Here is a 25,754-nt window from a genome sequence, read left to right on the forward strand (position 1 = left end):
ATCACCCGTCGGCCCGGTACTTGGCGGTGAGCTCCTCCAGGTGCGGGACGAGCTGGTTCGGTGTCGGCAGGTCGAGCATCTCCTCGCGCAGCGCCCGCGCCCGCTCGGCGAACGAGGGCTCGTCCAGCAGGCGCACGACGCTCGCGCGGACGTTCTCGCCGGTCGCCTCGGTGGCGTGGGTGGTCAGCCCGGCTCCCTGTGCGACGAGCCGGTTCGACAGCGCGGGCTGGTCCACGTCCCAGGGCAGGGTCAGCTGGGGCACGCCGTGCATCGCGACGGTGGCGAGGGTGCCGACCCCGGCGTGGTGGATGGCCACCGAGCAGCTGGGCAGCAGCGCTCCCAGCGGGACGTAGGGCACCAGCCGGGTGTTGTCGGGGATCCGCGGCAGGGCGGCCTTCTGCTCGTCGGTGATCGTGCCGATCAGCTCGATGTCCAGGTCGGACAGCGCGTCGAGCACCTCCTGCACGTCGACCGGGTAGCCGCCGGTCCGCTCGGTGACGGTCAGCCCCATGGTGATGGCCACCCGGGGCTTCTCCGGTTCGTCCCACAGCCAGCGCGGCACCACCGCGGGCCCGCCGTACTGCACGTGGCGCATGTGCACGTTGTGCAGGTCCGCGCCCACGCTCAACGACCGGGGCAGCGAGTCGATGGTGAAGTGGCCGGTGGCCATGTCCTCGGTGTACTCGCCACCGTGCTTGCGCGCGTAGCTGCCGAGCCAGCCGGCCAGCGGGTCGACCTGCTCCTCCGGTGGTTGCTCCGGTTTGAGGCGCAGGTAGTGGTCGCGGGTGATGCCGTAGACGTCCGCGCCGATCAGCAGCCGGGCGTGCGCGGCGCCGCAGGCCTTCGCGGCGATGCTCCCCGCCTGGGTGAGCGGTTCCCAGACGACCAGGTCCGGTTTCCAGGCCTTCGCGAACGCCACCAGGTCCGGGATCATCGGCACGTTGCTCGTCTTGTGCCAGCGGATGGCGAGGTTCGCGTAGCCGTCGCGGAGGTGGTCCCAGGTGACGTCCTCGGGACGCATCTCGGCGGCGTCGTAGGGCTCCGGCCAGCCCGACGTCCGGCCGCCCAGCCAGACGCCGACCCGGTTCAGGATCGCCCAGAGATCCAGGTCGCTGCCCACCGGCACGGCCGTCAGACCGGCCTTGGTGACCTCGTCGACGAGCTTCGGCTGCACCGCGACGCGCACTTCGTGGCCCGCGGTGCGCAGCGCCCACGCGAGCGGCACCAGCATGAGGAGGTGGGTCCGCTCGGCGTGACAGGTGAAAAGGACGCGCATCGTCTCGTCTTTCCGGCCGGGATCAGCGGGTGCGGAACTTGGCGGTCAGCTCTTCGAGCCGCGGCACCAGTTCGTTGGGGGTGGGCGAGGTGTCGATCTCGTCGCGCAGCGCGACGGCGCGCTCGCGGAAACCGGGCTCGGTCAGCAGGCGCCGCACGGCGTCACGGATCTTGTCCCCGGTGGCCTCGCTCGTGTGGATGTCGAGGCCGGCGCCCTGCTCGGTGAGCAACCTGCCCAGGATCGGCTGGTCGTAGTGGTAGTGCACGGAGAGCTGCGGGACCGCGTTCAGGGCGGTGGTGGCCAGGGTGGCCGCCCCGCCGTGCTGGATGACCGCCGAGCAGGTGGGTGCGAGCGCGTGCCACGGCACGTAGGAGACGATCCGCACGTTGTCCGGGACCTTGCCCAGCTTCGGCTGCTCGGCTTCGGCGACCGTGGCGACGATCTCGATGTCCAGCTCGCTGAGCTTCCCCAGGATCTCGGGCACCGAGACGTTGTAGGAGCCGTAGACCTCGGTGGCGCTCAGTCCCATGGTGAAGGCGACGCGGGGCTTCTCCGGCTTCTCCCACAGCCACTTCGGGACGCTCGCCGGCCCGCCATAAGGCACGTACCGCGTCCGGACGTAGTCGAGGTCGGCTTCGACCTGCAGGCTCTTCGGGAACTGGTCGATGGTGAAGTTCCCGGTGAACATGTCCTCGGAGAACTCGAAGCCGTACTTGCGGCCGTAGCCGGCGAACCAGTCGGCGACCGGGTCGGCCCGCTCCTCCGGCGGCTGCCGGTCGCGCAGCTTCCGGTACATCTCCCGCACCCCGCCGAAGACGTCGATGCCGAACAGCATCCTGGCGTGGGCGGCGCCGCAGGCCTTCGCGGCGATCGCCCCGGCGAAGGTGAGCGGTTCCCAGACGACCAGGTCGGGCTTCCAGGAGCGGGCGAACTCCACCAGGTCCGGGATGATCGGGAAGTTGCCGTACCGGTGCCACAGGTTGGCCGCTCCGAGCATCCCCGGCTTGAGGTACTCCCAGGTGGCGTGCTCCGGGGTGTCGAAGGCGTCGTAGGGGGGCGGGATGCCGGGGCGCTCCGCTTGGAGCGCCTCCTCGGAGTCGGTCATCCGCAGGTCGCGGTCGCGGCCGACGGGAACCGCGGTGAGCCCGGCCTGGGTGATGGTGTCGGCGAACCTGGGCTGGCTGGCGAAGCGGACCTCGTGCCCCGCCGTGCGCAGGGCCCACGCCATCGGCACCAGGTACAGGAAGATGGCCTTTTCCGGATTGGCGGCGAACAGGATGCGCATCCTGGTGTCCCTCGGTGGTCGGTTCAGCGGGCGGTGAGTTCTTCGAGCGCGGAGACGATCTCGTTGGGGGTGGGCAGGGCGTGGATCTCGTCGCGCAGCGCGACGGCCCGTTCGCGGAAACCCGACTCCTTCAGCAGGTGGAGCACGCCGTCGCGCATGTTGGGTCCGGTGGCCTGCTCGGCGTCCACCACCAGCGCGGCCCCCTGCGCCCCCGCTCGGCGCGCCAGTTCGGGTTCGTCGAAGTCCCACGGCACGGTGAGCTGCGGGACGGCGTGCAGCGCGGTGGTGAGGAAGGTGCCGGGCCCCGCGTGGTTGATCACCGCGTCACAGGTCGGCACCAGCTCGTTCAGCGGTACGTAGGACACGAGCCGCGTGTTGTCCGGAACGCGTGCGAGCTTCCGCTGTTCCGACTCGGCGATCGTGGCGACGACCTCGATGTCGAGATCGGCCAGCGAGTCGAGGGTCTCCTGCGTGCTGAAGCTGTAGCCGCCGAAGCGCTCGGTGGCGGTGGTGCCGAGGGTGAGCGCGACGCGCGGCCGTCCGGGCCGGGTCCGCAGCCACGGGGGAGCGACGGCCCGCCCGTTGTAGGGCACGTAGCGCATCGGCAGGTAGTGCAGGTCGGCTTCCATGCGCAGCGAATCGGGCAGCTGGTCGATGGTGAACTCACCGGTGATCATGTCCTCGGTGAAGTCGAAGCCGTACTTGCGGCCGTAGCCGGCCAGCCAGTCGGCGAGCGGGTCGCCGTGGTTCTCGGGCGGTTGTTCCGCTTGGAGCCTCAGGTAGTTCCGACGGGCCACGCCGAAGACGTCGATGCTCCACAGCAGCCGCGCGTGCGCGGCGCCGCAGGCCTTGGCCGCGATCGCCCCGGCGTAGGTGTTGGGTTCCCAGACGACCAGGTCGGGTTCCCACGAGCGGGCGAAGTCCACCAGCCCGGCGACGATCGGGAAGTTGTCGAGCCGGTGCCAGGCGTTGAGGACGTAGTCGTAGCCGGCCTTCATCGTCTCGTAGTCGTGGTGCTCGGGCGCCAGCGCCGCGGTGTCGTACGGCGACGGCATCCCGGCGCGTCCCTCCTCGGTGCCCTCGGGGTCGAGGTCCGCCAACCGGCGCCAGCCGCCGTGGCCGCGGCCGACGGGCACCGCCGTCAGCCCGGCCTGGGTGACCACGTCGGTGAACGAGGGGTGGCAGGCGAACCGCACCTCGTGCCCCGCCGTGCGCAGCGCCCAGGCCAGCGGGACCATCGCCAGGAAGATGGTCTTTTCCGGATATGTCGTGAGAAGGACGCGCATCGGCCTCATCCGTCGGTCCGGTACTCGGCGGTGAGCTCTTCGAGTCGGGGCACGAGCTCGTTGGGGCTGGGCAGCGCGCGGATCTCGTCGCGGAGCCGCGCGGCCCGTTCGCGGAACGACGGTTCTCCGAGGATCCGGAGCAGTCCGGCGCGGATCGCGGGGCCGGTGGCCCGGTCGGCGCGGATCATCAGGGTGGCGCCCTGCCCGGCCGCGCGCCGGGCCAGTTCGGGTTCGTCGAAGTCCCACGGCACGTTGAGCTGGGGCACACCGTGCACGGCGGTGGTGAGGAAGGTGCCGGGGCCGGTGTGGTTGATCACCGCGGTGCAGGTGGGCACCAGCGCGTGCAGTGGCACGTACGAGAAGACCCGCGTGTTGTCCGGGACGCGCGTGAGCTTCCGCTGTTCCGATTCGGCGATCGTGGCGACGACCTCGATGTCGAGATCGGCCAGCGAGTCGAGGATGTCCTGTGTTCGCACGGCGTAGCCGCCGAAGCGCTCGGTGGCGGTGGTGCCGAGGGTGAGCGCGACCCGCGGCCGTTCAGGTGGGGTCGTGAGCCACTTCGGCACGGTGGCCGGCCCGCCGTAAGGGATGTACCGCATCGGGAGGTAGTGCAGGTCGGCTGCCATCCGCAGCGATCCGGGGAGCTGGTCGATGGTGAACTGCCCGGTGACCATGTCCTCGGAGAACTCGAAGCCGTACCGGCGGGCGTAGCCGTCCAGCCACTCCCTGGGCGGGTCGGCCCGCGCTTCCGCGGGCTGCTCGGCCTTGCGCCGCAGGAAGAGGTCACGGGTCGCGCCGAAGACGTCGATGCTCCACAGCAGACGCGCGTGCGCGGCGCCGCAGGCCTTGGCCGCGATCGCCCCGGCGTAGGTGAGCGCCTCCCAGATGACCAGGTCCGGTTTCCAGGAACGGGCGAAGTCCACCAGCCCGGCGATCATCGGGAAGTTGTCGGGCCGGTGCCAGTGGACGACGCGGAGTTCGTAGGCGTTCCTGAACTCCTCCCAGCCGATGTCGTCGCCACCGGGGAGCACGCAGTCGTAGGGAGTGGGCAGACCGACCCGGGTCTCCTCCAGCATCTCCTCGGACACACCGGTGTGCCGCAGCACCCGGAACAGGTCCCGGTCGCGGCCGACGGGAACGGCGGTGAGCCCGGCCTGCGTGATGGTGGCGGCGAAGTGCGGCTGGCCGGCCACCCGGACCTCGTGCCCGGCGGTGCGCAGCGCCCAGGCCAGCGGCACCAGGGACAGGAACATGCTCTTGTCCGGGTTGGCGGTGAGCAGGACGCGCATCGTCTCGTTCTTCCTGGCCGGGGGTCAGCGGGTGCGGTGCTTGGCGGTGAGTTCCTCGAGGAGGGGCACCAGTTCGTTGGGGCTGGGGGAGCTGCGGATCTCGTCGTGCAGCGCGACGGCGCGCTCCCGGAAGCCCGGTTCGGTGAGCAGGCGCCCGACCGCGTCCCGCACGTTCTCCCCGGTGACCCGGCTGGTGTGGATCTCCAGCCCGGCGCCCTGCCCGGCGAGCAGCTTCGCCAGGATCGGCTGGTCGTAGTGGTAGTGCAGGGAGAGCTGTGGGACCGCGTGCAGCGCCGTGGTGCCGAGGGTGGCGGCGCCCGCGTGGTGCACGACCGCCGAGCAGGTCGGCGCGAGGGCGTGCCAGGGCACGTAGGACACCAGGCGGATGTTGTCCGGAAGCCTGCCCAGCTTGGGCTGTTCGGCCTCCGAGACCGTGGCGACCACCTCGATGTCCAGCTCCGCCAAGGAGGTCAGCACCTCTTTGAACGGGATGTTGTACCCGGAGAAGATCTCCGTGGCGCTCAGCCCCATGGTGAACCCGACGCGAGGTCTCGCCGGCTTCTCCCACAGCCACTTCGGGACGACGGCCGGCCCGCCGTAGGGCACGTACCGCATCCGCCGGTAGTCCAGGTCCGCTTCGACCTGCAGGCTCTTCGGGAACTGGTCGATGGTGAAGTTCCCGGTGAACATGTCCTCGGAGAACTCGAAGCCGTACTTGCGGCCGTAGCCGGCGAACCAGTCGGCGATCGGATCGGCCCGGTCCTCCGGCGGCTGCTGCTCCTTGAGCCGCCGGTACATCTCCCGCACCCCGCCGTAGACGTCGATGCCGTTGAGCACCCTGGCGTGGGCGGCACCGCACGCCTTGGCGGCGATGGCCGCGGCGAACGAGAGCGGTTCCCAGAGGATCAGGTCCGGCTGCCACGAACGGCAGAACGCCACCAGGTCCGCGATGATCGGGAAGTTGCTCACCCGGTGCCAGCCCTCGACCGCCTTGGCCATGCCGGGCTTGAGGTACTCCCAGGTGGCGTGCTCCGGCGTGTCGAAGGCGTCGTAGGGCTCCATGATGCCGACGCGCATCGATTCGAGCTTCTCCGGGTCGTTGGCCGTGATGCGCCACGGGTTCCGGTCGCTCCCGAGCGGTACGGCGGTCAGCCCGGCCTGGGTGATCACCCCGGCGAAGGCCGGCTGGCTGGCCACCCGGACCTCGTGCCCGGCGGTCCGCGCCGCCCACATCAGCGGCACCATGTAGTTGAAGATGGTCTTCTCGGGATTCAGCGCGAGCAGGATCCTCACGATCGTCCTTCCTCAGTTCGCACCGCGCGCGGAACCCCGGGCGAAGGCGGTGGCCAGGCGGTCCAGGCCGTCGAGCAGCGCGACCCGCGGCGCCCAGCCGGTGGCCCGCTGGAACGCGGACGGGTCGAGCACGAAGTCCAGCAGGTCCGTCGGCACCGAGTGCTCGGCCGGGGGCACCGAGACCACCGGGACGGGCGGTTCGCCGGTGGTGGTGGCGACCACCTTCGAGATCGTGGTGAACAGCTCGGCGATGCTGGTCGCCACGCCGGTGCCGATCAGCCACGAGCGGCCGGCCACCGCCTCGGCCGCGTCCAGCGCGGCGACGAAGGCGCGAGCCGCGTCGTCGACGCAGAGCAGGTCGCGGTTGACCGTGCCGTCGTGCCACATGGTCAGCGGCTCGCCGGTGAACGCCCGGCGCATCATCGCCGAGACCACGCCGCGGTCCAGGTCGGTGGAGTCCAGGCCCTGGGTGTAGAGGGTGGCCAGCCGCAACGCGGCACCGCGCAGCACGCCCTCCTCGCCGGCCGCCAGGATCGCCCGCTCGGCGGCCATCTTCTGCTTGTCGTAGGTGGTCAGCGGCTGGTCGACCTCGCTGCCGTCGATGCGGGCCGAGGTGGAGCGACCCACCTGCGACATCGAACCGGCCAGCAGCACCAGCGGCGGCTTCTCGGGCCGCTGCCGCCGGATCGCCTCGACGATGTCGTGCACCAGGCCGACGTTGACCCGCTCGGCCACCGGATCGGTGGCGGCCACCCGCCAGGTGCTGGCACCGGAGATCTGCGCGACCAGGTGGATCACCACGTCGGACCCGGCGATCGCCTCGGCCACCGCGCCGGGCCCGGTGAGGTCGACCTCGCGGGCATCGATCTCCGCCCGGGCACCCGGTGGCACCGCGGTGGGCCGGCGGCCGACGAGCCGCAGCCGGACCGGGCGCTCCGCCAGCACCCGGGTGACCGCGGTGCCGAGTAGCCCGGACGCGCCGAGCACGGTGATCAGTTGTTTCGCCGCTGATTTGCCCACGGGTTCTCCTTAAGGTCTTTCGAGTGCTGCCACCGGCGCGCGGAATCACGCCGGACAACGCGGACGAAATGCCCGGTTCGCGGCGTGGGAAATCACGTGCTCGCGGTCGTGTCGGGTTTCCACTCGGGTTATCCGCGATTACCGGAAGCGGCCTCCGGGATTCGCGTTGTCCCGATTGTATTGCCCGGCCCGGACCGCGCGTGCGGAAACCGGCCCCCGTTTTCTCCGGTGTTCGCGGTCCCGCTGGCGGGACGGCGTCAGCCCCTGGTCATCTCCGGGACCTCCGAGGTGGCGAACCGGGTCCGGTCCCAGATCATCTCGCCGGTGGCCGCGGGCAGGTTGTCGATGTCGTGCAAATCCTCCTCGGTGAGCCGGAGATCCACGGCGGCGGCGTTCTCCTCCAGCCAGCGCAGGTGCCGGGTGCCCGGGATCGGCACCACGTTGTCGCCCCGGGTCAGCGTCCAGGCGATCGCCACCTGGGCCGGGGTGGCCCCGTGCCGCGCGGCCACCTTGCGCAGACCCTGCACGATGGCGTGGTTGGTGCGCATCGCGTCGGAGGCGAACCGCGGATCCCGCTTCCGGGAGTCGTCCGCCTCGAGCTGGTCGTGTTCGAGCCGCCCGGACAGGTAACCCCGGCCGATGGGCGCGAAGGCGAGGAAGCCCACGCCGTTCTTCCGCGCCCAGGGCAGGATGTCGTCGAGGCTGTGCGTGACCCACACGGACAGCTCGTACTGGACGGCCGTGATCGGGAAGATCGAGTGGACCTGCTCCAGCTCCTCGCGGGTGGCGTGCGAGATGCCGAGCCGGCGCACCTTGCCCTCGCTGACCAGGTCGCTCAGCGCGCCCCACGACTCGGCGAGGGGCACGGCGGGATCGACCCGGTGCAGCTGGTACAGGTCGATGGCCTCGACCCCGAGCCGGCGCAGCGAGCCCTCGCAGGCCGACCGCAGGTAGTCCGGTCTGCCGTTGCGGCCGAACCGGCCGTCCGGCCGGGCCACCAGACCGCACTTGGTCGCGATCCGCACCTGGTCCCGGTGGGCGGCGAGCGCCCGCCCGAGCAGCCGCTCGTTGCTGAACGGGCCGTAGGCGTCCGCGGTGTCGAAGAGGTCTATCCCGAGTTCGACCGCACGGCCGATCACCCGGATCGACTCGTCGTCGTCCCTTTCCTTCGGTCCGTATCCGTGCGACATCGAACTACAGCCGAGGCCGATCTCGCTCACAGAAAAGCTGTCGGTGAGTTTTGTGGTACGCATTTGTGTCCCCAACCTATTAACCTGAAAGAGTGCGGTTGCCGCTCTTTGAGAGTAAAGTTGCTGGGTCAGTGGCTTGCCGACCGGCAAGCAGGTGTTCCGGAACACTGCCGCGACGGGCGATCCGGGTTCCGCTGGAGAACCCGTTCGCACGCGTACCGGGCAGTGCGCTCGTCCTGAGTGCGGCAGGCGTGCCGACGGTTATCCGGTTGGTAGGCGACCGCTGCGCCCTTGTTTATGCTCGAAGACTACCGCAACTCGCACGGTTATGCGGCTGTCCTGCCCGGGCTTGCTGAATGCCCGTGATTTCTCCGGATGTGGCGGATCGGCGTGTGGTGGATATGAATCGGGTCGTGATGATTCGACCCGTTGGTCGACAAGCCCGCCGGCGGGATGTCCAGGTGCCGATGCGGGGAGAAGTCGTCCGATGACCCGGTGGAGTCCCTGTTCCGGCGACCGCGCGCAGGCTCCTGAGCAGCTCCGGCAGCCGGCCGTGTCGCTTGGGAAACGTGGGACGTGGGACGCGGAACGTGGGACGCGGCGTGCGGAGGACGCGGCGCGGGATCTCCCGGCCGATCACCGTCCCGGTCCCGTCGCCGCCCGGCCGGACGCACGCCGGAAGCGTGGAACCGGCCTACTGTCGTTTCTTCACGTTCTCGCCACCGGATCCGGCCTCTTTGATGAATCGGGCCGCGAGTTCCGGGGTCGAGCCTCTGACGAACGCGAGCGACTGGCGGGTGCCGGCGTCCGGCAGCACGTAGTGCCGTTCTCCCGCCGAGGTGGGGATCTGCACGGTCATCCGCCGGCCCATCCGCTGGAGGATCGACTGGCGCAGGGTCCAGCCGATCACCGCGCGGTCCTGGAGCGCGACCGTGGTGCGGCTGAACGCCCCTCGGCGGACCACCAGGTACGAGCCGCTGAGCGCGTGGCCGAGCGCCAGGTACGCGAGCACGGCGGCGAGCAGCGCCACCGGCCAGATCCCGACCCCGACCAGCCACGTCCAGTCCGGCAGGACATCGGTCCGGCCGAGCCAGAACAGCACGCCCGCGACGATCGCCGAGCCGTAGGTGGCCCAGAGGAGGCGTCGGGTCAGCGCACCGCGTGGGTGGCGCTTCAGCCGTGCCTCCATCGGGCTGGGTTCGCCGGCGAGTACCTTGGCGGCCACCTCGCGGGCCTCCCGCATCCGCACGCGGGGAAGGATGCTCGCCGCGGCGTCGTCGCCCGACCCCTGCTTCAGACCGGTGGTGACGACACTCGTCTTGGTGAGGCCGAGCCAGCGCCAGACCAGCGGTTCCTTGAAGCTGATGCCGCGGATGCGCGCTTCGTCGCGGTACACCGTGCGGGTGCTGAGCAGCCCTCGCCGGGTGAGCAGCGCCGGGCGGCCCTTCGTGGCGGTGCGGACGAGCGCGAAGTTCCAGTTCCCCATCGCGAAGCCGAGGGCGAGGCCGACGAAGCCGAACGGGTAGGCCACCGCGCAGCAGAGGACGAGCGACCACCAGAACCCGCGTTGCTCGTAGCCGACCAGGTCGCCGATGAAGTCGAGGAGGTCCACGCCGAACGGCTGGAGGAACCAGTAGAGGCCGAAGACCGGGCCGCCGACCACGAAAATGGCCCAGACGCTGAACATCTCGTAGAGGATCCACGGTCTGCGGAACCGGGCGAGGACTTCCTCCTGCGGCGCGGGCTCCGGCTCGACGGCCTCGCGGCCCGCCTCCTCCGGTCCGCCCGCCGCCACCGGTTCGCCCTCGGCCACCGGCAGGGGACGCGGGGCCGGTTCGTCCGACGCGTCCGGCATCAGCTTGCGGCGGAGTTCCTCGGCGGTGGCGATGGAGAGCGCATCCAGCTTGAACGAGGACCTCGACTCCCCGGATCCGATGTGGACCACCCGCACCCCGGCGAGGCGGTGCCGCAGCCGCACACTGCTGTCCACGCTCCGGATGCGATCCCGGGGGACGTAGCGGTACTTGCGCACCAGCCAGCCGGTCTTGCGCTCGACGCGTTCGTCGGTGACGCGGTACCGGGTCTTGAGGAAGCGGAGGAAGGCCAGCACGGTGGCGGAGACCCCGACCGCGCTGGCGATGAGCAGCGGCCACGCGGGACCGGCCGGGGTGTTCAGCACGGCGGTGGCCAGCATGCCGGGGACGATGGAGAGGATCAGCCGGACCAGGTTGACCCACACCATCCGGATGCTGAGGCGTTCCCAGGGGATCTCCGGGTGGCTCTCGGGGCCGGGCGCGATTTCGGGCTCGACCTCGACGGGAACGGCTTCGACCGCGTCGGTGCGCTCGGTCGTCGTGTCCGAGGTGGAGTTCCCGGCGGTCACGTCGCGTCTCCCGGGGTGGCCTGGGTGATCTCGTTGAGGTGGCGCACGGTTTTCTCGGCGACCTCGACGTCCAGGCCTTCGATGGTGATGCCGCCCTCGCTGGACGCGGTGACCACCTTGACCGTGGCCAGGCCGAGCATCTGCTGCAGCGGGCCGCGTTCGGTGTCGATTCGCTGGATGCGCGAAATCGGGATGATCCGCCATTCCCTGGTGAGCCACCCCTGCAACACGTAGACCGCTTCGTCCGAGGTTTCCCAGCGGTGCACCAGATAGCGCCAGGTCGGCATGACGGCGAGGTTCACCAGGTAGACCGCACCGATGATCAGGGTGATCGGCAGCAGCCACGTCCGGATGTTCTCGAACAGCACGTACAGGGTGACCAGAACGCCCAGCACGCCCAATGCCCAGAAAAACGTGTTCAGCGTGCGCCAGAGGATGAACCGGCGGTCGACCCGGTGCCGGGGAGGGTGGATGACGAACTCCTCCGAACCAAGTCCCAATGGCGCTGAAGGGGACGCTTCGGTCATGACTTCATGCTCCATCAGTTCGTGAGCCGAGGCAACGAGGTGATCTCGGCGAACCCGGCTCGGACACCGGCGACCGCGCTGTTACCCGGCCCGCACCGCCTCGGCGGACGCGGCTTCGCCCCGCCGGCCCGACATCGGCACGCCCGGCGGCACGCTACGGCCGGCCGTCACACAAGATCGACATCACCGTACAGGCCCGCCCGCATTCACCCCTTTTCGGGCACGAATGACTCGGGCCGAGCCGCCGAGAACCACCCCGCTGCCATGGTGGACGTACACAGCCGCAGGCGTTGTCTCGCCGGCGGGACAACGGTGTCCGGCGCGAGGCGATCGCGCCGACCGCCCTGCCGTCGCGGGGAGGCGGGGAGGCCCAGCGCCGAGATCGCCGCCGGGCTCTCCCGCCGGCGGACCTCGGCTGCCGACGCGATCGCGCGGGCCTCAGTTCCGGGTGGCGCCCTGCTTCTCGGCCGCGGCCTCGGGCTGCTCGCCCTCTTCGCCGGCTTCGGCCGCCGCATCGTCCTCCGCGGCGAGGCGGACGATGAACGCGGCCAGGTCGCGGAAGGTCTCGCCCTCCTGGAAGTTCTCGAAGCGCTCCAGCAGCTTCATCCCGGTGGTGTTCTCCAGTTCCAGCAGGATCTGGACCATCGAGAAGGAGTCGAGATCGACCAGGGACTGCGGCTCCGGCACGTCCGGCTGCTCGGAGCAGATCAGCTGGGCGGTGTTGCGCACCATCTCCTCGACCTCGTCGACGAGTGTCAGGTCGACCTTGGCGGCGAGATTGTTGTCCGACATGTCCTCAGTAGCTCCTTCACTTCTTTCGTGCGGCCGGGACGGCGTCGACACGTGCAGAACGTGAGATCGGGGTGATGATCTTCGCCGCGCCGTTCAGGTGCGAAGCGCACCTTCGGCGCGACTCATTCCCAATAGATGCCTGACCGGTGGGCAACCGGAACCTGGGCCGACAGTAGGCAGCGCGCCGGTCCCCGGTCAACAACGAATGAGGCCGGTCCGCCGAAGTGATTCATCGCGGCACTCGGTCGGCTTCCCGCCCGATGTCGCTCGTGTACGATCTGACTTCAGCGGGGGTTCGGGCACCTCCGACGAATTCCGCGGAATGTCCAGCAGTCGAATGCGTCCCGCCGGCGGGACGAACGCCGACCGTCTCCGCGCGCCTCGAACAATCAAGTACGGAGGGGACCTATGTCGCTGTATCCCCATGTGAGGGCTCGCAGGGTGGAACTGCGGCCGGGGACCGCCGACGACGGCCCGAGGTTCTACCAGACCCTGCTCCGGGTGGGGGTGGAAAGCCTGCCCGCACCGGGCGCGTTCCGCAAGCAGTTCCTCGGCAACCTCCAGGCCATGTTCCGGATCCAGCGCCACGGCTCCGACGAGGTCATCGGATTCGCCACGCTGCGGGAACTGGGCCAGGCCCGGCACATCCGGCTCGCGGTGTACGTGGAGAAGGACCGGGGTCGGAACGGGGTTTCCGGCGAAGCGCTCTACCTGGTCGTCAACTACGCCTTCGCCACCTACAACGTCGACACCATCCTCTGCCGGACCACCGAGGCGAGCTTCGCCTACCTGCGGGGTGGCGGTGACGAGTTCCAGAAACCCATCGGAATCTTCCCGGGACACCGGTACTTCCGCGGTCGCCTGCTCGACCTGCACCACTTCCTGATCTTCCGGGACGAGTGGAGCGCGTACTGGAACGAGATCGAGCACTACATGATCGGGCCCGGCAGGTCACAGGTCACCACCGCCAGTACGTAGCGCCGGAGGGATCACATGTCCGTGAGTCACCCGCTGGATCAGCACTACCTGCTGAACTGCCGAACCTGTGGCCGGCGCCAAGCCGATGACGGCCTGCTGCTCGAATGCCCCGGACAGCACGAGACCTCGTTGCTGCGCACGGAGTACCGCGCCACCGCACTGGTCCCGGAGTCGGCCGAGCGGGGTTTGTACCGGTACCGGAACTGGCTGCCCATCAGGCGAACGCTTCCGGACGCGGGCGGCACGGTCACGTACCGGAGCACCACCGGCGTGGGGAAGCACCTCGGGCTGACCGATCTCTGGATCGCGTTCAACGGGTACTGGCCGGAGCGCGACGCGCGGCTGAGCACCGCGACCTTCAAAGAGCTCGAAGCGTATACCGTGCTCGGCCGGCTTCCCGCGTCGAGCGCACCACTGGTGATCTCGTCCGCCGGCAACACCGCGGCGGCTTTCGCCGAACTGTGCTCCAAGCACCGGATCGACTGCGTGGTGGTGGTTCCGTCGACCAGCCTGGGAAAGCTGCGGTTCGCCGAGCCCCTCGACCCGTGTGTCTGCCTGATTGCGCTGGACCGGGCGGACTACACCGACGCCATCGTGTTCGGTGAGTCGATCGCCCGGCAGCACCGGCTCCAGCTGGAGGGCGGGACCAAGAACGTCGGCAGGCGGGACGGCTTGGCGACCGTGCTGTACAACGCTTTCGAGGCGATGTCCGGCCTGCCCGAGTTCTACTTCCAGGGGATCGGCAGCGGGGCCGGCGCCATCGCGGTGCACGAGGCCGCGCAGCGCCTCTCCCGAGCCGGTCGGACGGGCCCGACGCCGCGGCTGATGCTCTGCCAGAACTCGGACTTCAGCCCGGTGCGCGCCGCGTGGAGTCCCGGGGCGGCACCGCCCGCCACCGAGGACCGGAAGGTGGTCGACGGGGTCTACGCCGCCGAGCTGACCAACCGGCGACCGCCCTACGCCGTGCGCGGCGGTCTGCGCGACTGCCTGACCGAGAGCCGCGGCGACGTGCTGGTGGCCGACGCCGCGTCGGCGCGGGACGCCGCCGGGATGTTCCGCGATCTCGAAGGGATCGACATCGAACCGGCCGCCGCGGTGGCACTCGCCTGCCTGCGGGAGTCCGTGATCCGCGGTCTGGTCCCGAGTTCGGCCAAGGTGCTGCTCAACGTCACCGGTGGTGGCCGGGCCCGTCGGGAGACCGAGCACGAACTGGCCACCGCGCGACCGGACCTCCGCATCGACCGCGCGGACCTCGGCTCGGCGGCGGTGGCGGAGGCCGTCGGGAAGCTGATCGACGCCTTCGCACGCGTGTGACGAACTGTCCTTCCTGCCCTGTGACAAGAAGTTGAGGTGGCGAACCGTGCTCTTCCCGTACTCCGAGTCCAAGCGGATCACCCTGACCCCGGCGACATCCGAAGACGGGCCCGAGGTCTACGACGTCCTGTTCCGGCTCGGGCGCCAGACCCTGCCGCCCCTGGAGGTCTTCCTGCGCGACTACACCGGCGGCTTCGACGCGCAGTTCCTGGTGCGGCGCCGGGACGACGGCGAGCTGGTCGGCGTGACGAGCCTGGCCGACCAGGAAACGGCCGGGCACATCCTGGCCTCGGTGCACGTCAACGCCGAACAGCCGGTGGAGATCGCGGCGGACGCGGCGGCGTTGACGGTGAACTTCGCCTTCGCCAACTGGCGCCTGCGGAAGGTGTACATCCATTCCCACGAGGAGGACCTCGCCGCCCTCGGTTTCGCCGGCGAGAACGCGGCGATCGTCCGGGAAGAGGCGGTGCTCCCGGACCACCTTTACTTCCACGGCCGTCTCTGGGACATGCACGTTTACGCGATCTACCGCGAGCAGTGGGACGAGTACGGCATCGAGCTGCTGAACCACATCGTTTGACCCACTCACCGGTCAGTGGCCCGCCGGCCGGTGGGTGAACACTTCCGGGAACGAAGACGGCGGACACGGCACTGTTGAAAGAATGTCGATCAGACAATTCTGCGATCAACACGTGCCGTGTCCGCCGGTGTCATTCGAGCGTTGTCCGGCGCGAAGGGCTTAGCCGGTCTTCTGCCCGCTGCGGGAAATTCTCTCCCGGATCGCTCCTCAGTCGGACGCGACCACGTCACCGCGAATCATGTCGGTACCCGGGACCGCCGCGGCCGCGTCGTGCCCGGAGTCGATGACGGCGTTCTTCTGGTCCACGAACACCACCCGCGGCTCCAGCTTGTCCGCTTCTTCCTCGGTCACCGTGCAGTAGGCGATGATGATGACCATGTCCCCGACCTGCACCAGGCGCGAAGACGGCCCGTTCACGCCGATGACGCCGCTGCCTGCCGGGCCCTTGATGACGTAGGTGGAGAAACGGCTCCCATTGTTCAGGTTGACGATGGTGACCCGCTGGTTGGCCCTGATCTCGGCGGCCCGCATCAGGTCTTCGGCGATGGTGAGGGAGCCGACGTAGTGCAGATTTGCCTGCGTGATCGTGGCGCGATGAATCTTCGACTTGAGCATCTCCAAAAACATCGGGTCTCCTACCGGCGAACGCGTCACTGAGGGCTGTGGGGTCGCCCGTGCGGCAGATCCGGCGAATCGGGCGACCCGACTCAGCCTACGCAGCCGAAGCTGCCCGGGTCCATGTCGACGAGCCTGCGGCGATCCGCCGGATGTCCCGCTGGCGGGACTCGTGAACGCCTTGTGGTACCCGATGCGGCGTGGTTTCCTGGAGTTCGCCGAAATTGTGCTCGGCAGCCGGCGGGCGCCTGGGGTGATGGACGGTTCACGGACCGGTTGCGGCGACCGTCCCGAATTGCCCTCCATGCTTCGCGCGAGTCCACCAGTCGGCCACCAGTGGCTGACCACCCGGAGGAGACCTGTCTTAATGACGCTGCACGTCTGGGGCTATTTGCCGGAGTACGAGAAAGAGCGCGACGACATCCTCGACGCGGTCGACTCCGTCTTTCGATCGGGCAAGCTGGTACTCGGGCCGAGTGTCAAGGCGTTCGAGGAGGAGTTCGCCGCGTACCACGGTGTCCCGCACTGCGTGGGCGTGGACAACGGCACGAACGCCATCGTGCTCGGGCTGCGCGCCCTCGGGATCGGTGCCGGGGACGAGGTGATCACGGTGTCGAACACCGCGGCGCCCACCGTGGTGGCGATCGACGCGGTGGGGGCCACGCCGGTGTTCGTGGACGTCGACCGCGACACCTACCTGATGCGGGTCGACCAGGTGGAGGCCGCCATCACCAGCCGCACCAGGTGCCTGCTGCCGGTGCACCTCTACGGGCAGTGCGTGGACATGGCGCCGCTGGAGGCCATCGCCGCCGAGCACGGCCTGCCGATCCTGGAGGACTGCGCGCAGGCGCACGGTGCCCGCCACCACGGCCGGATCGCCGGTTCGATGGGCAAGGCCGCGGCTTTCTCCTTCTACCCGACCAAGGTGCTCGGTGCCTACGGTGACGGCGGCGCCACCATCACCGTGGACACCGAGGTGGAGGAACGCCTGCGCCGCCTGCGGTACTACGGCATGGAGAAGGTCTACCACGTCGTCTCCACGCCCGGTTACAACAGCCGGCTCGACGAGGTGCAGGCCGAGATCCTCCGCCGCAAGCTGACCCGGCTCGACGACTACATCGCCCGTCGCCGGCTGATCGCCGCGCGGTACGAGGAGGCCTTCGCCGGCACCGACCTCGTGACGCCGAAGACGGCCCCGGGCAACGACCACGTGTACTACGTGTACGTGGTGCGCCACCCGAAGCGGGACGAGGTCATCGCGGCGCTCAAGGCCAGGGACATCGCGCTCAACATCAGCTACCCGTGGCCCGTGCACACCCAGTCCGGGTTCGCGCACCTCGGCTACGCCAAGGGTTCGCTGCCGGTCACCGAAGAGGTGGCCGACCAGATCTTCTCGCTGCCGATGTTCCCCTCGCTCTCCGACGTCGAGCAGGAACACGTCATCGACACGCTGCGCGACGTGCTGGCGAAGGTCTGACCAGCAGCGGTCCGGTCGCGGCGCGCCGGTCGGCGGATCGCCGAGCGCGGCAGAACAGGGAGGGCTCATCAGCATGAAGCGACTCGCCATTCCACACGAAGAGCTGAACAACCGGCCGTGGACGCCGAACGACTCGCTCATGTCCATGGCCGAGTTCCACGACTGGTGGGCCGACCGGCAGGCGGGCGGCCACTTCGTCGTCGACCAGGTTCCGTTCTCCGCCCTGCGGGACTGGAACTTCGAGGCGAGCACCGGGAACCTGGGTCACGTGAGCGGGCGCTTCTTCAGCGTCGAGGGTTTGCAGATCCGCGAGGGCGGGCTGGTGACCAAGGCGCAGCCGATCATCAACCAACCGGAGATCGGCATCCTCGGCATCGTCGTCAAGGAGTTCGACGGCGTGCTGCACTGCCTGATGCAGGCCAAGATGGAGCCCGGCAACATCAACACCCTGCAGCTCTCACCGACGGTGCAGGCCACCCGCAGCAACTACACCCGGGTGCACCGCGGGACCGGAACCCGGTACCTGGAGTACTTCGTCGGCGCCGGTCGCGGCCAGGTGCTGGTGGACGTGCTCCAGTCCGAGCAGGGCGCCTGGTTCTGGCGCAAGCGCAACCGGAACATGGTCGTGCTGGTCACCGGGGACGTGCCGGTGCACGAGGACTACTGCTGGCTGAGCCTGGCCCAGATCGGCGAGCTCACGCACGTCGAGAACCTGGTCAACATGGACGCCAGGACGGTCCTGTCGTGCATGCCGTTCGCGTTGCCGGACGCGGCCGCGGCTTCCACCGGGGAGCCGTTCCGCGACGCGCTGATCAACTCCTACCAGTACCAGCCCGACGAGACGTGGGCGCACGCTAGGCACACCCCGAGCGAGATCCTGAGCTGGTTCACCGAGGCGAAGACCCGCTGCGAGTGGTCGGCCCGGCTGACCCCGCTGGACGCGGTCCGCGGCTGGTCGCGTGATGACATGCAGATCTCCGACGACGCGGGCACGAACTTCCGCATCATCGGGGTCTCGGTCGAGGCCGGTACCCGGGAGGTGAAGAGCTGGACGCAGCCGCTGCTGTTCCCGCGCGGGCAGGGTCGGGCCGCGTTCATCGCCCGGCCGATCGATGGCGTGCTGCACCTGCTCGTCCAGGCACGCCCCGAGTACGGCCTCATGGACATGGTGGAGATGGCGCCGACCCTGCACTTGCTGCTGGGGGAGGACCTGTCGGACGTGCCGGAGTTCGTGCGCGACGCGCTGGAGTCCAGCGGGGCCGAGGTGCGCTACGACAACGTGCTCTCCGAGGAGGGCGGGCGGTTCTACCACGCGCTGACCCGGTACCAGGTGATCGAGGTCGGTGAGGACGTGCCGGTCGAGGTGCCGCCGAACTTCTGCTGGATGACCGTGCGCCAGCTGATCGACCTGCTGCGGCACGGGCACTACCTCAACGTCGAGGCCCGAAGCCTGCTCGCCTGCATCCACAGCCTGTGCTGACCGGGCCGTCCGGAACCGGTGGGCGCAGTGGAGGTCCGGCGGACCGGTTGCGGAGCGGATCTTCGCGCGGATCGGATCTGCCCGGGAAGGTGACCGGCTGATGCCTTCGAATTCCTCCGAGAACCTTGGGAGCTGGTAGGAAAGATGTCCCAGACGATGAAAACCACCGCGATGTCGATCCGGGACGCCTACCGGATCTACCCGGAGCACCACCCGGACCGGCGCGGCCGCTTCCACGAGGCGTTCCGCGCCGGCGAGCTCTCCGAGGTCATCGGCTACCCGTTCGAGGTCGGCCAGGCGAACTACTCGGTGAGCGCCAAGAACACGCTGCGGGGCATCCACGGCACCACCATCCCGCCGGGCCAGGCCAAGCTGGTCACCTGCGTGCGCGGCGCGGTGATGGACGTGGCGGTGGACCTGCGGGTGGGCTCACCGACCTTCGGCGCCTACGAGGTGACCTACCAGGACGAGGAGTCCGGTGTCGCGGTCTACCTCGCCGACGGACTCGGCCACGCCTTCCTGGCGCTCACCGACGACGCCTGCATGAACTACCTGTGCTCCGAGGAGTACGTGCCCGGCACCATGATCGTGGTCGATCCGCTGGATCCCGACATCGGCATCCCGTGGAACCTGACCGACCCGCCGATCATGTCGGACAAGGACGCGAGTGGTCTTTCGCTGAAGGACGCGGTGTCCTCCGGGCTGCTGCCCACCTACGAGGAATGTCTCGCGCACTACGCGGAACTCAGGGCGGCTTCGCCGTCGTGACGACGATCCCCGTCCCGACACCCTTGTCCCGGCACCATCCCCTTGCCCCTCTGACCAGCGGAGTTCCTGACCCATGATGAACATCAGCCCGGATCAGCGGCTACGTGTAGGGGTGGTCGGGTGCGCGGAGATCGCCTGGCGGCGGACCCTGCCGGCGATGGTCGCGAACCCCGACATCGAGGTCGTCGCGATCGCCAGCCGGGACGGGCGGCGCGCGAAGGAGTTCACCGACCGGTTCGGCGGCGTGCCGATCGAGGGGTACGGCGAGCTGATCGACCGCGCGGACGTGGACGCGATCTACAACCCGCTTCCCCTGCTGCTGCACGCGGAGTGGACCGAGCGCGCCCTGGAGGCCGGCAAGCACGTCCTGGTCGAGAAGCCGATGACCGACAGCCACAAGGAGTCGAGCCGGCTGATCGACCTCGCCGGATCCCGAGGTCTCGTGCTGATGGAGAACTACATGTTCCTCCACCACTCACAGCACGGCGAGGTGCGGCGGATGCTGGACAGCGGCGCCATCGGCGAGCTGCGCGGCTTCTCCGCCGCGTTCACCTTCCCGCCCAAGCCGGCGGGCGACATCCGGTACCAGCCGGGGGTCGGCGGGGGAGCGTTCCTCGACTTCGGCGGTTACCCGGTCAAGGTGGCGATGTACTTCCTCGGGAAGCACCTCCGGGTCGGCGGCGCGGTTTTCCGGGAGCACCGGGAATTCGGTGCGGTACTGTCCGGAGAGGTCCTGCTCTACACCCCGGGCGGCGTCACCGCACAGCTCACGTTCGGCATGGAGCACTCCTACCGGAACAGCTACCGGCTGACCGGGAGCACCGGCCGGTTGCTGCTCGACTGGGTTTTCACGCCCCCGGAGACGCACCGGCCGGTGGTCCGGATCGAGCGGCAGGACCACCGCGAGGAGTTCGTGCTGCAGGCGGACCACCAGTTCGCCAACGCGATCGACGCCTTCGTGCGGGCCGTGCGCACCGGTGACGACCTGCGGTCGCAGCACGAGGACACGCTGGATCAGATCACCTTGCTGGAGGGCATCCAGAGGCAGGCCCTGCACGTCAAGGTCTGATCGGTGCCGCGTCCCGCCGGCGGGACGCGGCAGCCCGGGAAGCGCTTCGCCGGAGGAACTTCCGGCCCGGTCCTCCTCCCGCCCGGTCGGGGGAGTCCCCACCGCCTGCCGTTTCGTGTTGTCAGTCCGATCGATCAGGAGTTTCCATGTCGAACGTTTCCCGGTGCCGAGTGTGCGGCGGAACGGTCCACGAGTTCTTCGACTTCGGGCGCCAGCCCCTGTCCGACGCCTTCCTGCGACCGGACGCGGACTTCGGCGACGAGTTCTTCTTCCGGCTCGCCACCGGGGTCTGCGAGAGCTGCACCATGGTGCAGCTGATGGAGGAGGTCCCGCGGGACCGCATGTTCCACGAGGACTACCCGTACCACTCCTCCGGCTCCGCGGTCATGCGCAACCACTTCGAGCAGTTGGCGAAGCGGTTCCTGGCGACCGAGCTGACCGGCGACGACCCGTTCATCGTCGAGGTGGGCTGCAACGACGGCATCATGCTCAAGGCGGTCGCCGAGGCCGGGGTCCGGCACCTGGGCGTGGAGCCCTCCGGTGGCGTGGCCGACCTCGCGGCGACCAAGGGCATCAAGGTCCGCAAGTCGTTCTTCGAGGAGGCCACGGCCGCGGAGATCGTCGCCGACGAAGGTCGGGCCGACGTGATCTACGCGGCCAACACGCTCTGCCACATCCCCTACATGGAGTCGATCCTCAACGGCGTCACCGCGCTGCTGAAGCCGACCGGGGTGTTCGTCTTCGAGGACCCGTACCTCGGCGACATCATCGAGCGCACCTCCTTCGACCAGGTCTACGACGAGCACTTCTTCTTCTTCAGCGCGCAGTCCGTCCAGGCCATGGCGAGCCGGTTCGGCCTGGAGCTGGTGGACGTCGAGCGCATCGGCGTGCACGGCGGCGAGGTCCGCTACTCGCTCGCCCCGGCCGGCCGGCGCACCCCGACCCCCGAGGTCGCCGCGCTGGTGGCCGAGGAGAAGGAGCGCGAGATCGCGGACCTGGCGACGCTGAAGGCGTTCGGCGCCCGCGTGCTCAAGATCCGCGACGACCTGACCTCGCTGCTGGAGAAGCTGCGTGGCGAGGGCAAGCGGGTGGTCGGCTACGGCGCCACCGCGAAGAGCGCGACCGTGACGAACCTCTGCGGCATCGGACCGGAGCTCGTCGAGTTCGTCTGCGACACGACGCCGGCCAAGCAGGGCCGCGTCACGCCGGGTGCGCACATCCCGGTGCGCGAATCCGCCGCGTTCTCCCAGCCGTACCCGGACTACGCGCTGCTGTTCGCCTGGAACCACGCCGAGGAGGTCATGGCCAAGGAGCAGGAGTTCCGGGATCGGGGCGGCAAGTGGATCCTGTACGTGCCGGACGTGCGCATCGTCTGAGTCCTGCCGACGAGCGTGACCGTGGACAGAAGAGTGGAACGATGGGTGCCGACTTTCTTCCGCAGGAACGCCCGGGTCCGACCGCCGGGGGCAGCACCGGGAACGGTGTCACCCCCGGCGCCTTCCGCGAGTTCATGGGTGCGTACTTCACCGGCGTCACGATCATCACCTCGATCGACGACGAGGGCAGGCCGCACGGGTTGACCTGCAACTCGCTGACCAGCGTGACGCTCTCCCCACCCACGCTGCTGGTCAGCCTCGACGCCCGCAGCGGAACGCTGGACGCGCTGCGCAGCCGCTCCGGCTTCGTGGTGAACCTGTTGCACGACGGCGGTCAGGGTGCGGCGGAGCTGTTCGCTTCGCCGGATCCCGACCGCTTCGAGCTGGTGAACTGGCGTCGATCGCCGCGGCTCGGCCTGCCCTGGCTCGTCGACGACGCGTACGCCGAGGCCGAGTGCGAAGTGGACCGCACCATGGTCGTCGGCGACCACGTGCTGGTCTTCGGGCGGGTGGTGGACGTCGAAGGCGGTTCGGGGAGCCCGCTGTTGTACGGGATGCGCAACTTCGCCCGCCGGCTCACCGACACCAGCGCCTGACCCCTCGGCCGCTGCGCAAGTCCTCGCGGTACCGGCCGACCGGGGGGCACCGGTGACGGCAGTGCACCGGTGGCCCGGATCCGCGATCGTCACGGCCTCGATTCGGTTGCGGCAGCGGTTCTGCTACGACAGAGGAGGAACCGGAATGAAGGTCGGACGGACGGTGTGGCTGACCGGGCTGCCCAGCGCGGGCAAGTCGACGATCGCCGCGGCGGTGGCCGAACGCCTGCGGGCCGACGGGCGGCCGGTGGAGGTGCTCGACGGTGACGAGATGCGCCGGAGCCTCACCGCCGACCTCGGTTTCAGCCGCGCGGACCGGGAGGAGAACGTGCGCCGGATCGGTTGCGTCGCCGGTCTGCTGGCCCGCAACGGGATCACCGTGCTGGTCCCGGTGATCGCGCCGTACGCCGCCGACCGCGACCAGGTCAGGGCCGCGCACCGGGCGCAGGACGTGCCGTTCAGCGAGGTGTACGTCGCCACGCCGGTCGACGTGTGCGCCGACCGGGACGTGAAAGGCCTGTACGCCAGGCAGCGCGCCGGCGAGCTGACCTCACTGACCGGAGTGGACGATCCGTACGAGCCACCCGTGGATCCCGAACTCCGCGTGCCGGCGCACACCCAGCCGGTGTCCGAATCGGTCGAAGCCGTGTACCGGCTGATCGTCTCTCCCTGATCAACGCGAAAGGGGCCGTCCCGGACTTCCCTCCGGGACGGCCCCTCTTGTCGCCCTCGATCACTTCGGCAGCAGCAGGATGATCTGCTTCGCGTTCGCCATCACCGCGGCCCGGCTGTAGAGCAGCGGGAAGTACTTCCCGGTCCGCCAGAGTTCCGCGAGATCGCGGTAGTGCGGGCTGTTCGGGTCACCGGACTGCCCCGGGGTGTTGACCACCTGCGACGCGTCCCAGTTCCCGACGTCGAGTGCCATGCGGAACGACGCACCGCCCAGGTGCGTGAACCCGTTGCCGAAGTCGTACGAGACGGACACGTCGACGGTGTTCCACGAGCCGCCGCGGGGGAACGGCCCGACGTTCCACTTCTTCGCCACCTCCTCGCCCACCAGCGCGGCCGCGGGGTGGTCGAACGTGGTCTGCTGGAGCTTGCCCCACTTCCAGTCGGCGGGTTTGCCGCCGAGCCGGTAGTCGACCTCTTCGAAGGCACCGGTCAGCGTGGCCAGCAGCAGCCCGTCGCGGACTTCCGCCCCGTCGGGGCCGAACCACTCGTCGGGGTTCTCCAGCGCCTCCATCAGCACCGTGATGTCGGGCGAGTAGACCAGCTCCGCCGCGGGTTCGGGCAGCACCTGGGACACGAACCCCGGACCGAGGTGGTTCGCCAGCCACACCTCGAACAGCGCCGCCGCGGCCGAGTCCGGGTGCTCGACACCGTCCCAGCCGCGCAGCATGTCCAGCGCGATCCGGGTGCCCGGGTCCTCCGCCGGCAGCCGCTGGAGGAGTTTGACCATTCGCCGCGCGATCACCGTGAGCTGGTCGTTCTGCAGCACCGTCGTGTCCGCGAGCGAACTCTTCGGTTTGGCCGAGAGCACCTCGGTGATGCGCTGGTGCCTCGACGGTTCGGCCCACTCGTAGCCCAGCTGCCGGTCCTTCGGGTAGTCGGGCGGCAGGTTGAACTCGTTCGCCGTGGCGACGAACCCGCGCTCGGGGTTGTGATCGCGGGGGAGGTCCTTGCCGGAGTGGAAGCCGTTCCACTCGTAGCGCCCGTCGCCGGGCACCGGCAGCAGGCCGTCGAAGTTCGTCCGCTTCGGCACCAGCGCGCCGACGACCCAGCCGATGTCGCCCTTCGTGTCGGCGTAGACGTGGTTCAGCGGCGGCGCGCCCCAGTGTTCGACCGCCTCCCGGAACTCGCCGAAGCTCTTCGCCCGGAGGTAGCGCATGCTGCCGTAGTACGGCGACATGCCCGGCTCCAGCCACGCGGCGCGGACGGCGTACGCCCGGTTGTGCGCGGCGTCCACCTTGATCACCGGACCGTGCCGGGTGTACGACAGCTCGACCGCCTGCTTGCCGCCACCGGCGACGGGGACCTGCTCGGTCACCTTGGTGAAGTCCTCCCAGCCGCCGCCGTAGCGGTACCTGCCGGGGTCGGCCGGGTCCAGCTCGTAGACGTACAGGTCCTCCTGGTCGGCCTGGAAGACCGTCAGGCCGAAGCCGGAGGTTTCGTTGTGCCCGATGGAGATCCCGGGCGCGAACGCCTCACCCGCGCCGATGACGTCCAGCCCCGGTGCGTTGAGGTGCGCGAGGTAGCGCGAGGACGGCACCCCGATGCCGCGATGCGGGTCGTTGGCCAGGATCGGGCGGCCGGTGGTGGTGCGGGACGGACCGATCGCCCAGTTGTTGCTGCCCTGGACGTTCGCCCGCGGGCTCACCGGGACCTCGCGCAGCCGGCCGGCGGTGAACTGGACCCCGTTCTTGGCCAGGTTGTAGGTGCCCAGCACGTCCTCGGGCAGGGTGCAGGGGTCGAAACCCCGCAGGACCACCGTCTTGTGCTCGGGTTCGAGCCGGACGCGGAGCCGGTCCAGGTCCACGTCCACGACACAGGCGACCCGCGCGCGCTCCACCTCGCTGGTGAGGTTGTAGCTCAGCGCGTGCAGGCGGATCCGGACCACGTCCTCCGGAGTCCAGCGCTTCGGCTTGTACTTCAGCTGCTTGAACTCTTCCGGCAGCGCGTTCGGGTTGTGCTCCAGCCAGTCGACGTAGGCGTTGACGCCGGCGGCGAACCTGGTCGCGGCGTCCTTCGCCTCGGGGCCGTAGCTCGCCCACTCGCGCTGCATGTCGCCGCGGTAGAGGAACAGTCGCGACGCCCTGTCCTGCTCGACGTACTGGGGGCCGAAGACCTCGGCCAGCCGGCCCAGTCCCTTGCGCAGCCACAGGTCGATCTGGAACATGCGATCGCGGGCCGCGTTGAACCCCTGTGCCAGGAACGCGTCCGATGAGGACTGCGCGTAGATGTGCGGTACGCCCCAGCGGTCGACCACCAGGTTCACCGGGCTGTTCAGCCCGCTCACCGGGTGGACCGCGACGCGGATCGCACCGGCGGTGGCCGGAGCCGCCACGACCATGCTCGATATCAGACCGGCGACCGCCAGTATTCGACTGGCTCGCCTCGTCTTCTGGCCCATTTTGGAATCCCCCAGGTTTCCGTGCGGTGT

At 69.4% G+C, this 25,754-nt stretch carries 22 protein-coding genes; 10 read left to right on the top strand and 12 right to left on the bottom strand.

Going from position 1 to position 25,754, the window contains the following annotated elements:
• Position 1 precedes the first annotated feature (1 nt).
• The 10 genes from FHS29_RS25305 to FHS29_RS25350 form a co-directional block, all read right to left on the bottom strand.
• Positions 2-1,276, bottom strand: coding sequence for an activator-dependent family glycosyltransferase (locus tag FHS29_RS25305; RefSeq protein WP_184694569.1), 1,275 nt, complete (start codon positions 1,274-1,276; stop codon positions 2-4).
• Between the two features lie 22 nt (positions 1,277-1,298).
• Positions 1,299-2,561 carry an activator-dependent family glycosyltransferase gene (locus FHS29_RS25310; RefSeq protein ID WP_184694571.1) on the bottom strand — a complete coding sequence of 421 codons (1,263 nt, stop codon included), beginning with the start codon at positions 2,559-2,561 and terminating at the stop codon, positions 1,299-1,301.
• 23 nt (positions 2,562-2,584) lie between these two features.
• Positions 2,585-3,847, bottom strand: coding sequence for an activator-dependent family glycosyltransferase (locus FHS29_RS25315; protein WP_184694573.1), 1,263 nt, complete (start codon positions 3,845-3,847; stop codon positions 2,585-2,587).
• A gap of 5 nt (positions 3,848-3,852) precedes the next feature.
• The gene (locus FHS29_RS25320; protein WP_184694575.1) at positions 3,853-5,136 is read right to left on the bottom strand and encodes an activator-dependent family glycosyltransferase; all 1,284 of its coding nucleotides are present in this window, start codon (positions 5,134-5,136) and stop codon (positions 3,853-3,855) included.
• 24 nt (positions 5,137-5,160) lie between these two features.
• Complete coding sequence (locus tag FHS29_RS25325; RefSeq protein WP_184694577.1) at positions 5,161-6,429, bottom strand: activator-dependent family glycosyltransferase; 1,269 nt, start codon at positions 6,427-6,429, stop codon at positions 5,161-5,163.
• Between the two features lie 12 nt (positions 6,430-6,441).
• Positions 6,442-7,449 carry an NAD-dependent epimerase/dehydratase family protein gene (locus FHS29_RS25330; protein WP_312865092.1) on the bottom strand — a complete coding sequence of 336 codons (1,008 nt, stop codon included), beginning with the start codon at positions 7,447-7,449 and terminating at the stop codon, positions 6,442-6,444.
• A gap of 257 nt (positions 7,450-7,706) precedes the next feature.
• Positions 7,707-8,702, bottom strand: a complete 996-nt coding sequence (locus FHS29_RS25335) for an aldo/keto reductase (protein WP_184694579.1) — start codon at positions 8,700-8,702, stop codon at positions 7,707-7,709.
• Between the two features lie 631 nt (positions 8,703-9,333).
• Entirely contained in the window at positions 9,334-11,022 is a 1,689-nt protein-coding gene (locus FHS29_RS25340) for a PH domain-containing protein (protein WP_184694581.1), read from the bottom strand.
• Positions 11,019-11,549, bottom strand: a complete 531-nt coding sequence (locus tag FHS29_RS25345) for a PH domain-containing protein (RefSeq protein ID WP_184694584.1) — start codon at positions 11,547-11,549, stop codon at positions 11,019-11,021. The genes FHS29_RS25340 and FHS29_RS25345 overlap by 4 nt, the downstream gene beginning before the upstream one ends.
• Positions 11,550-11,987: 438 nt before the next feature.
• Positions 11,988-12,341: a hypothetical protein gene (locus FHS29_RS25350; RefSeq protein ID WP_184694585.1), complete on the bottom strand. Its 354-nt coding sequence runs from the start codon at positions 12,339-12,341 to the stop codon at positions 11,988-11,990.
• A gap of 426 nt (positions 12,342-12,767) precedes the next feature.
• Between FHS29_RS25350 and FHS29_RS25355 the strand changes: the two genes are divergently transcribed.
• Genes FHS29_RS25355 through FHS29_RS25365 form a run of 3 tightly spaced genes read left to right on the top strand, consistent with a single transcriptional unit; the run spans position 12,768 to position 15,213 of the window.
• Positions 12,768-13,319 (top strand): GNAT family N-acetyltransferase, encoded by a 552-nt coding sequence (locus FHS29_RS25355; RefSeq protein WP_184694587.1) that lies wholly within the window; start codon positions 12,768-12,770, stop codon positions 13,317-13,319.
• Between the two features lie 15 nt (positions 13,320-13,334).
• The gene (locus FHS29_RS25360; RefSeq protein ID WP_184694589.1) at positions 13,335-14,633 is read left to right on the top strand and encodes a cysteate synthase; all 1,299 of its coding nucleotides are present in this window, start codon (positions 13,335-13,337) and stop codon (positions 14,631-14,633) included.
• A gap of 46 nt (positions 14,634-14,679) precedes the next feature.
• Positions 14,680-15,213, top strand: coding sequence for a GNAT family N-acetyltransferase (locus FHS29_RS25365; protein WP_184694591.1), 534 nt, complete (start codon positions 14,680-14,682; stop codon positions 15,211-15,213).
• A 207-nt stretch (positions 15,214-15,420) separates the two neighbouring features.
• On the opposite strand, the gene panD is transcribed toward FHS29_RS25365, so the two are convergent.
• Positions 15,421-15,840 (bottom strand): aspartate 1-decarboxylase, encoded by a 420-nt coding sequence (gene panD, locus FHS29_RS25370; protein WP_184694855.1) that lies wholly within the window; start codon positions 15,838-15,840, stop codon positions 15,421-15,423.
• A 355-nt stretch (positions 15,841-16,195) separates the two neighbouring features.
• On the opposite strand from panD, the gene FHS29_RS25375 reads away from it, so the two are divergent.
• From FHS29_RS25375 to cysC, 7 genes are all read left to right on the top strand, one after another.
• Positions 16,196-17,305: a DegT/DnrJ/EryC1/StrS family aminotransferase gene (locus FHS29_RS25375; RefSeq protein ID WP_184694593.1), complete on the top strand. Its 1,110-nt coding sequence runs from the start codon at positions 16,196-16,198 to the stop codon at positions 17,303-17,305.
• Between the two features lie 73 nt (positions 17,306-17,378).
• On the top strand, positions 17,379-18,785 hold the full coding sequence (locus tag FHS29_RS25380) for an NDP-hexose 2,3-dehydratase family protein (RefSeq protein ID WP_184694594.1): 1,407 nt from the start codon (positions 17,379-17,381) through the stop codon (positions 18,783-18,785).
• A 156-nt stretch (positions 18,786-18,941) separates the two neighbouring features.
• The gene (locus FHS29_RS25385; RefSeq protein ID WP_184694857.1) at positions 18,942-19,553 is read left to right on the top strand and encodes a dTDP-4-dehydrorhamnose 3,5-epimerase family protein; all 612 of its coding nucleotides are present in this window, start codon (positions 18,942-18,944) and stop codon (positions 19,551-19,553) included.
• Between the two features lie 73 nt (positions 19,554-19,626).
• Positions 19,627-20,622, top strand: coding sequence for a Gfo/Idh/MocA family protein (locus FHS29_RS25390; RefSeq protein WP_184694596.1), 996 nt, complete (start codon positions 19,627-19,629; stop codon positions 20,620-20,622).
• A 146-nt stretch (positions 20,623-20,768) separates the two neighbouring features.
• On the top strand, positions 20,769-21,998 hold the full coding sequence (locus FHS29_RS25395) for a class I SAM-dependent methyltransferase (RefSeq protein WP_184694598.1): 1,230 nt from the start codon (positions 20,769-20,771) through the stop codon (positions 21,996-21,998).
• A 41-nt stretch (positions 21,999-22,039) separates the two neighbouring features.
• The gene (locus tag FHS29_RS25400) at positions 22,040-22,594 is read left to right on the top strand and encodes a flavin reductase family protein (protein WP_184694600.1); all 555 of its coding nucleotides are present in this window, start codon (positions 22,040-22,042) and stop codon (positions 22,592-22,594) included.
• A gap of 145 nt (positions 22,595-22,739) precedes the next feature.
• Entirely contained in the window at positions 22,740-23,267 is a 528-nt protein-coding gene (gene cysC, locus FHS29_RS25405) for an adenylyl-sulfate kinase (protein WP_184694602.1), read from the top strand.
• 60 nt (positions 23,268-23,327) lie between these two features.
• Here the strand turns inward: cysC and FHS29_RS25410 are convergent, their stop codons facing one another.
• On the bottom strand, positions 23,328-25,664 hold the full coding sequence (locus FHS29_RS25410; protein WP_246440800.1) for a penicillin acylase family protein: 2,337 nt from the start codon (positions 25,662-25,664) through the stop codon (positions 23,328-23,330).
• Positions 25,665-25,754 lie beyond the last annotated feature (90 nt).

This window comes from Saccharothrix tamanrassetensis (assembly GCF_014203665.1).
GTDB classification, from domain to species: Bacteria; Actinomycetota; Actinomycetes; order Mycobacteriales; family Pseudonocardiaceae; genus Actinosynnema; species Actinosynnema tamanrassetense.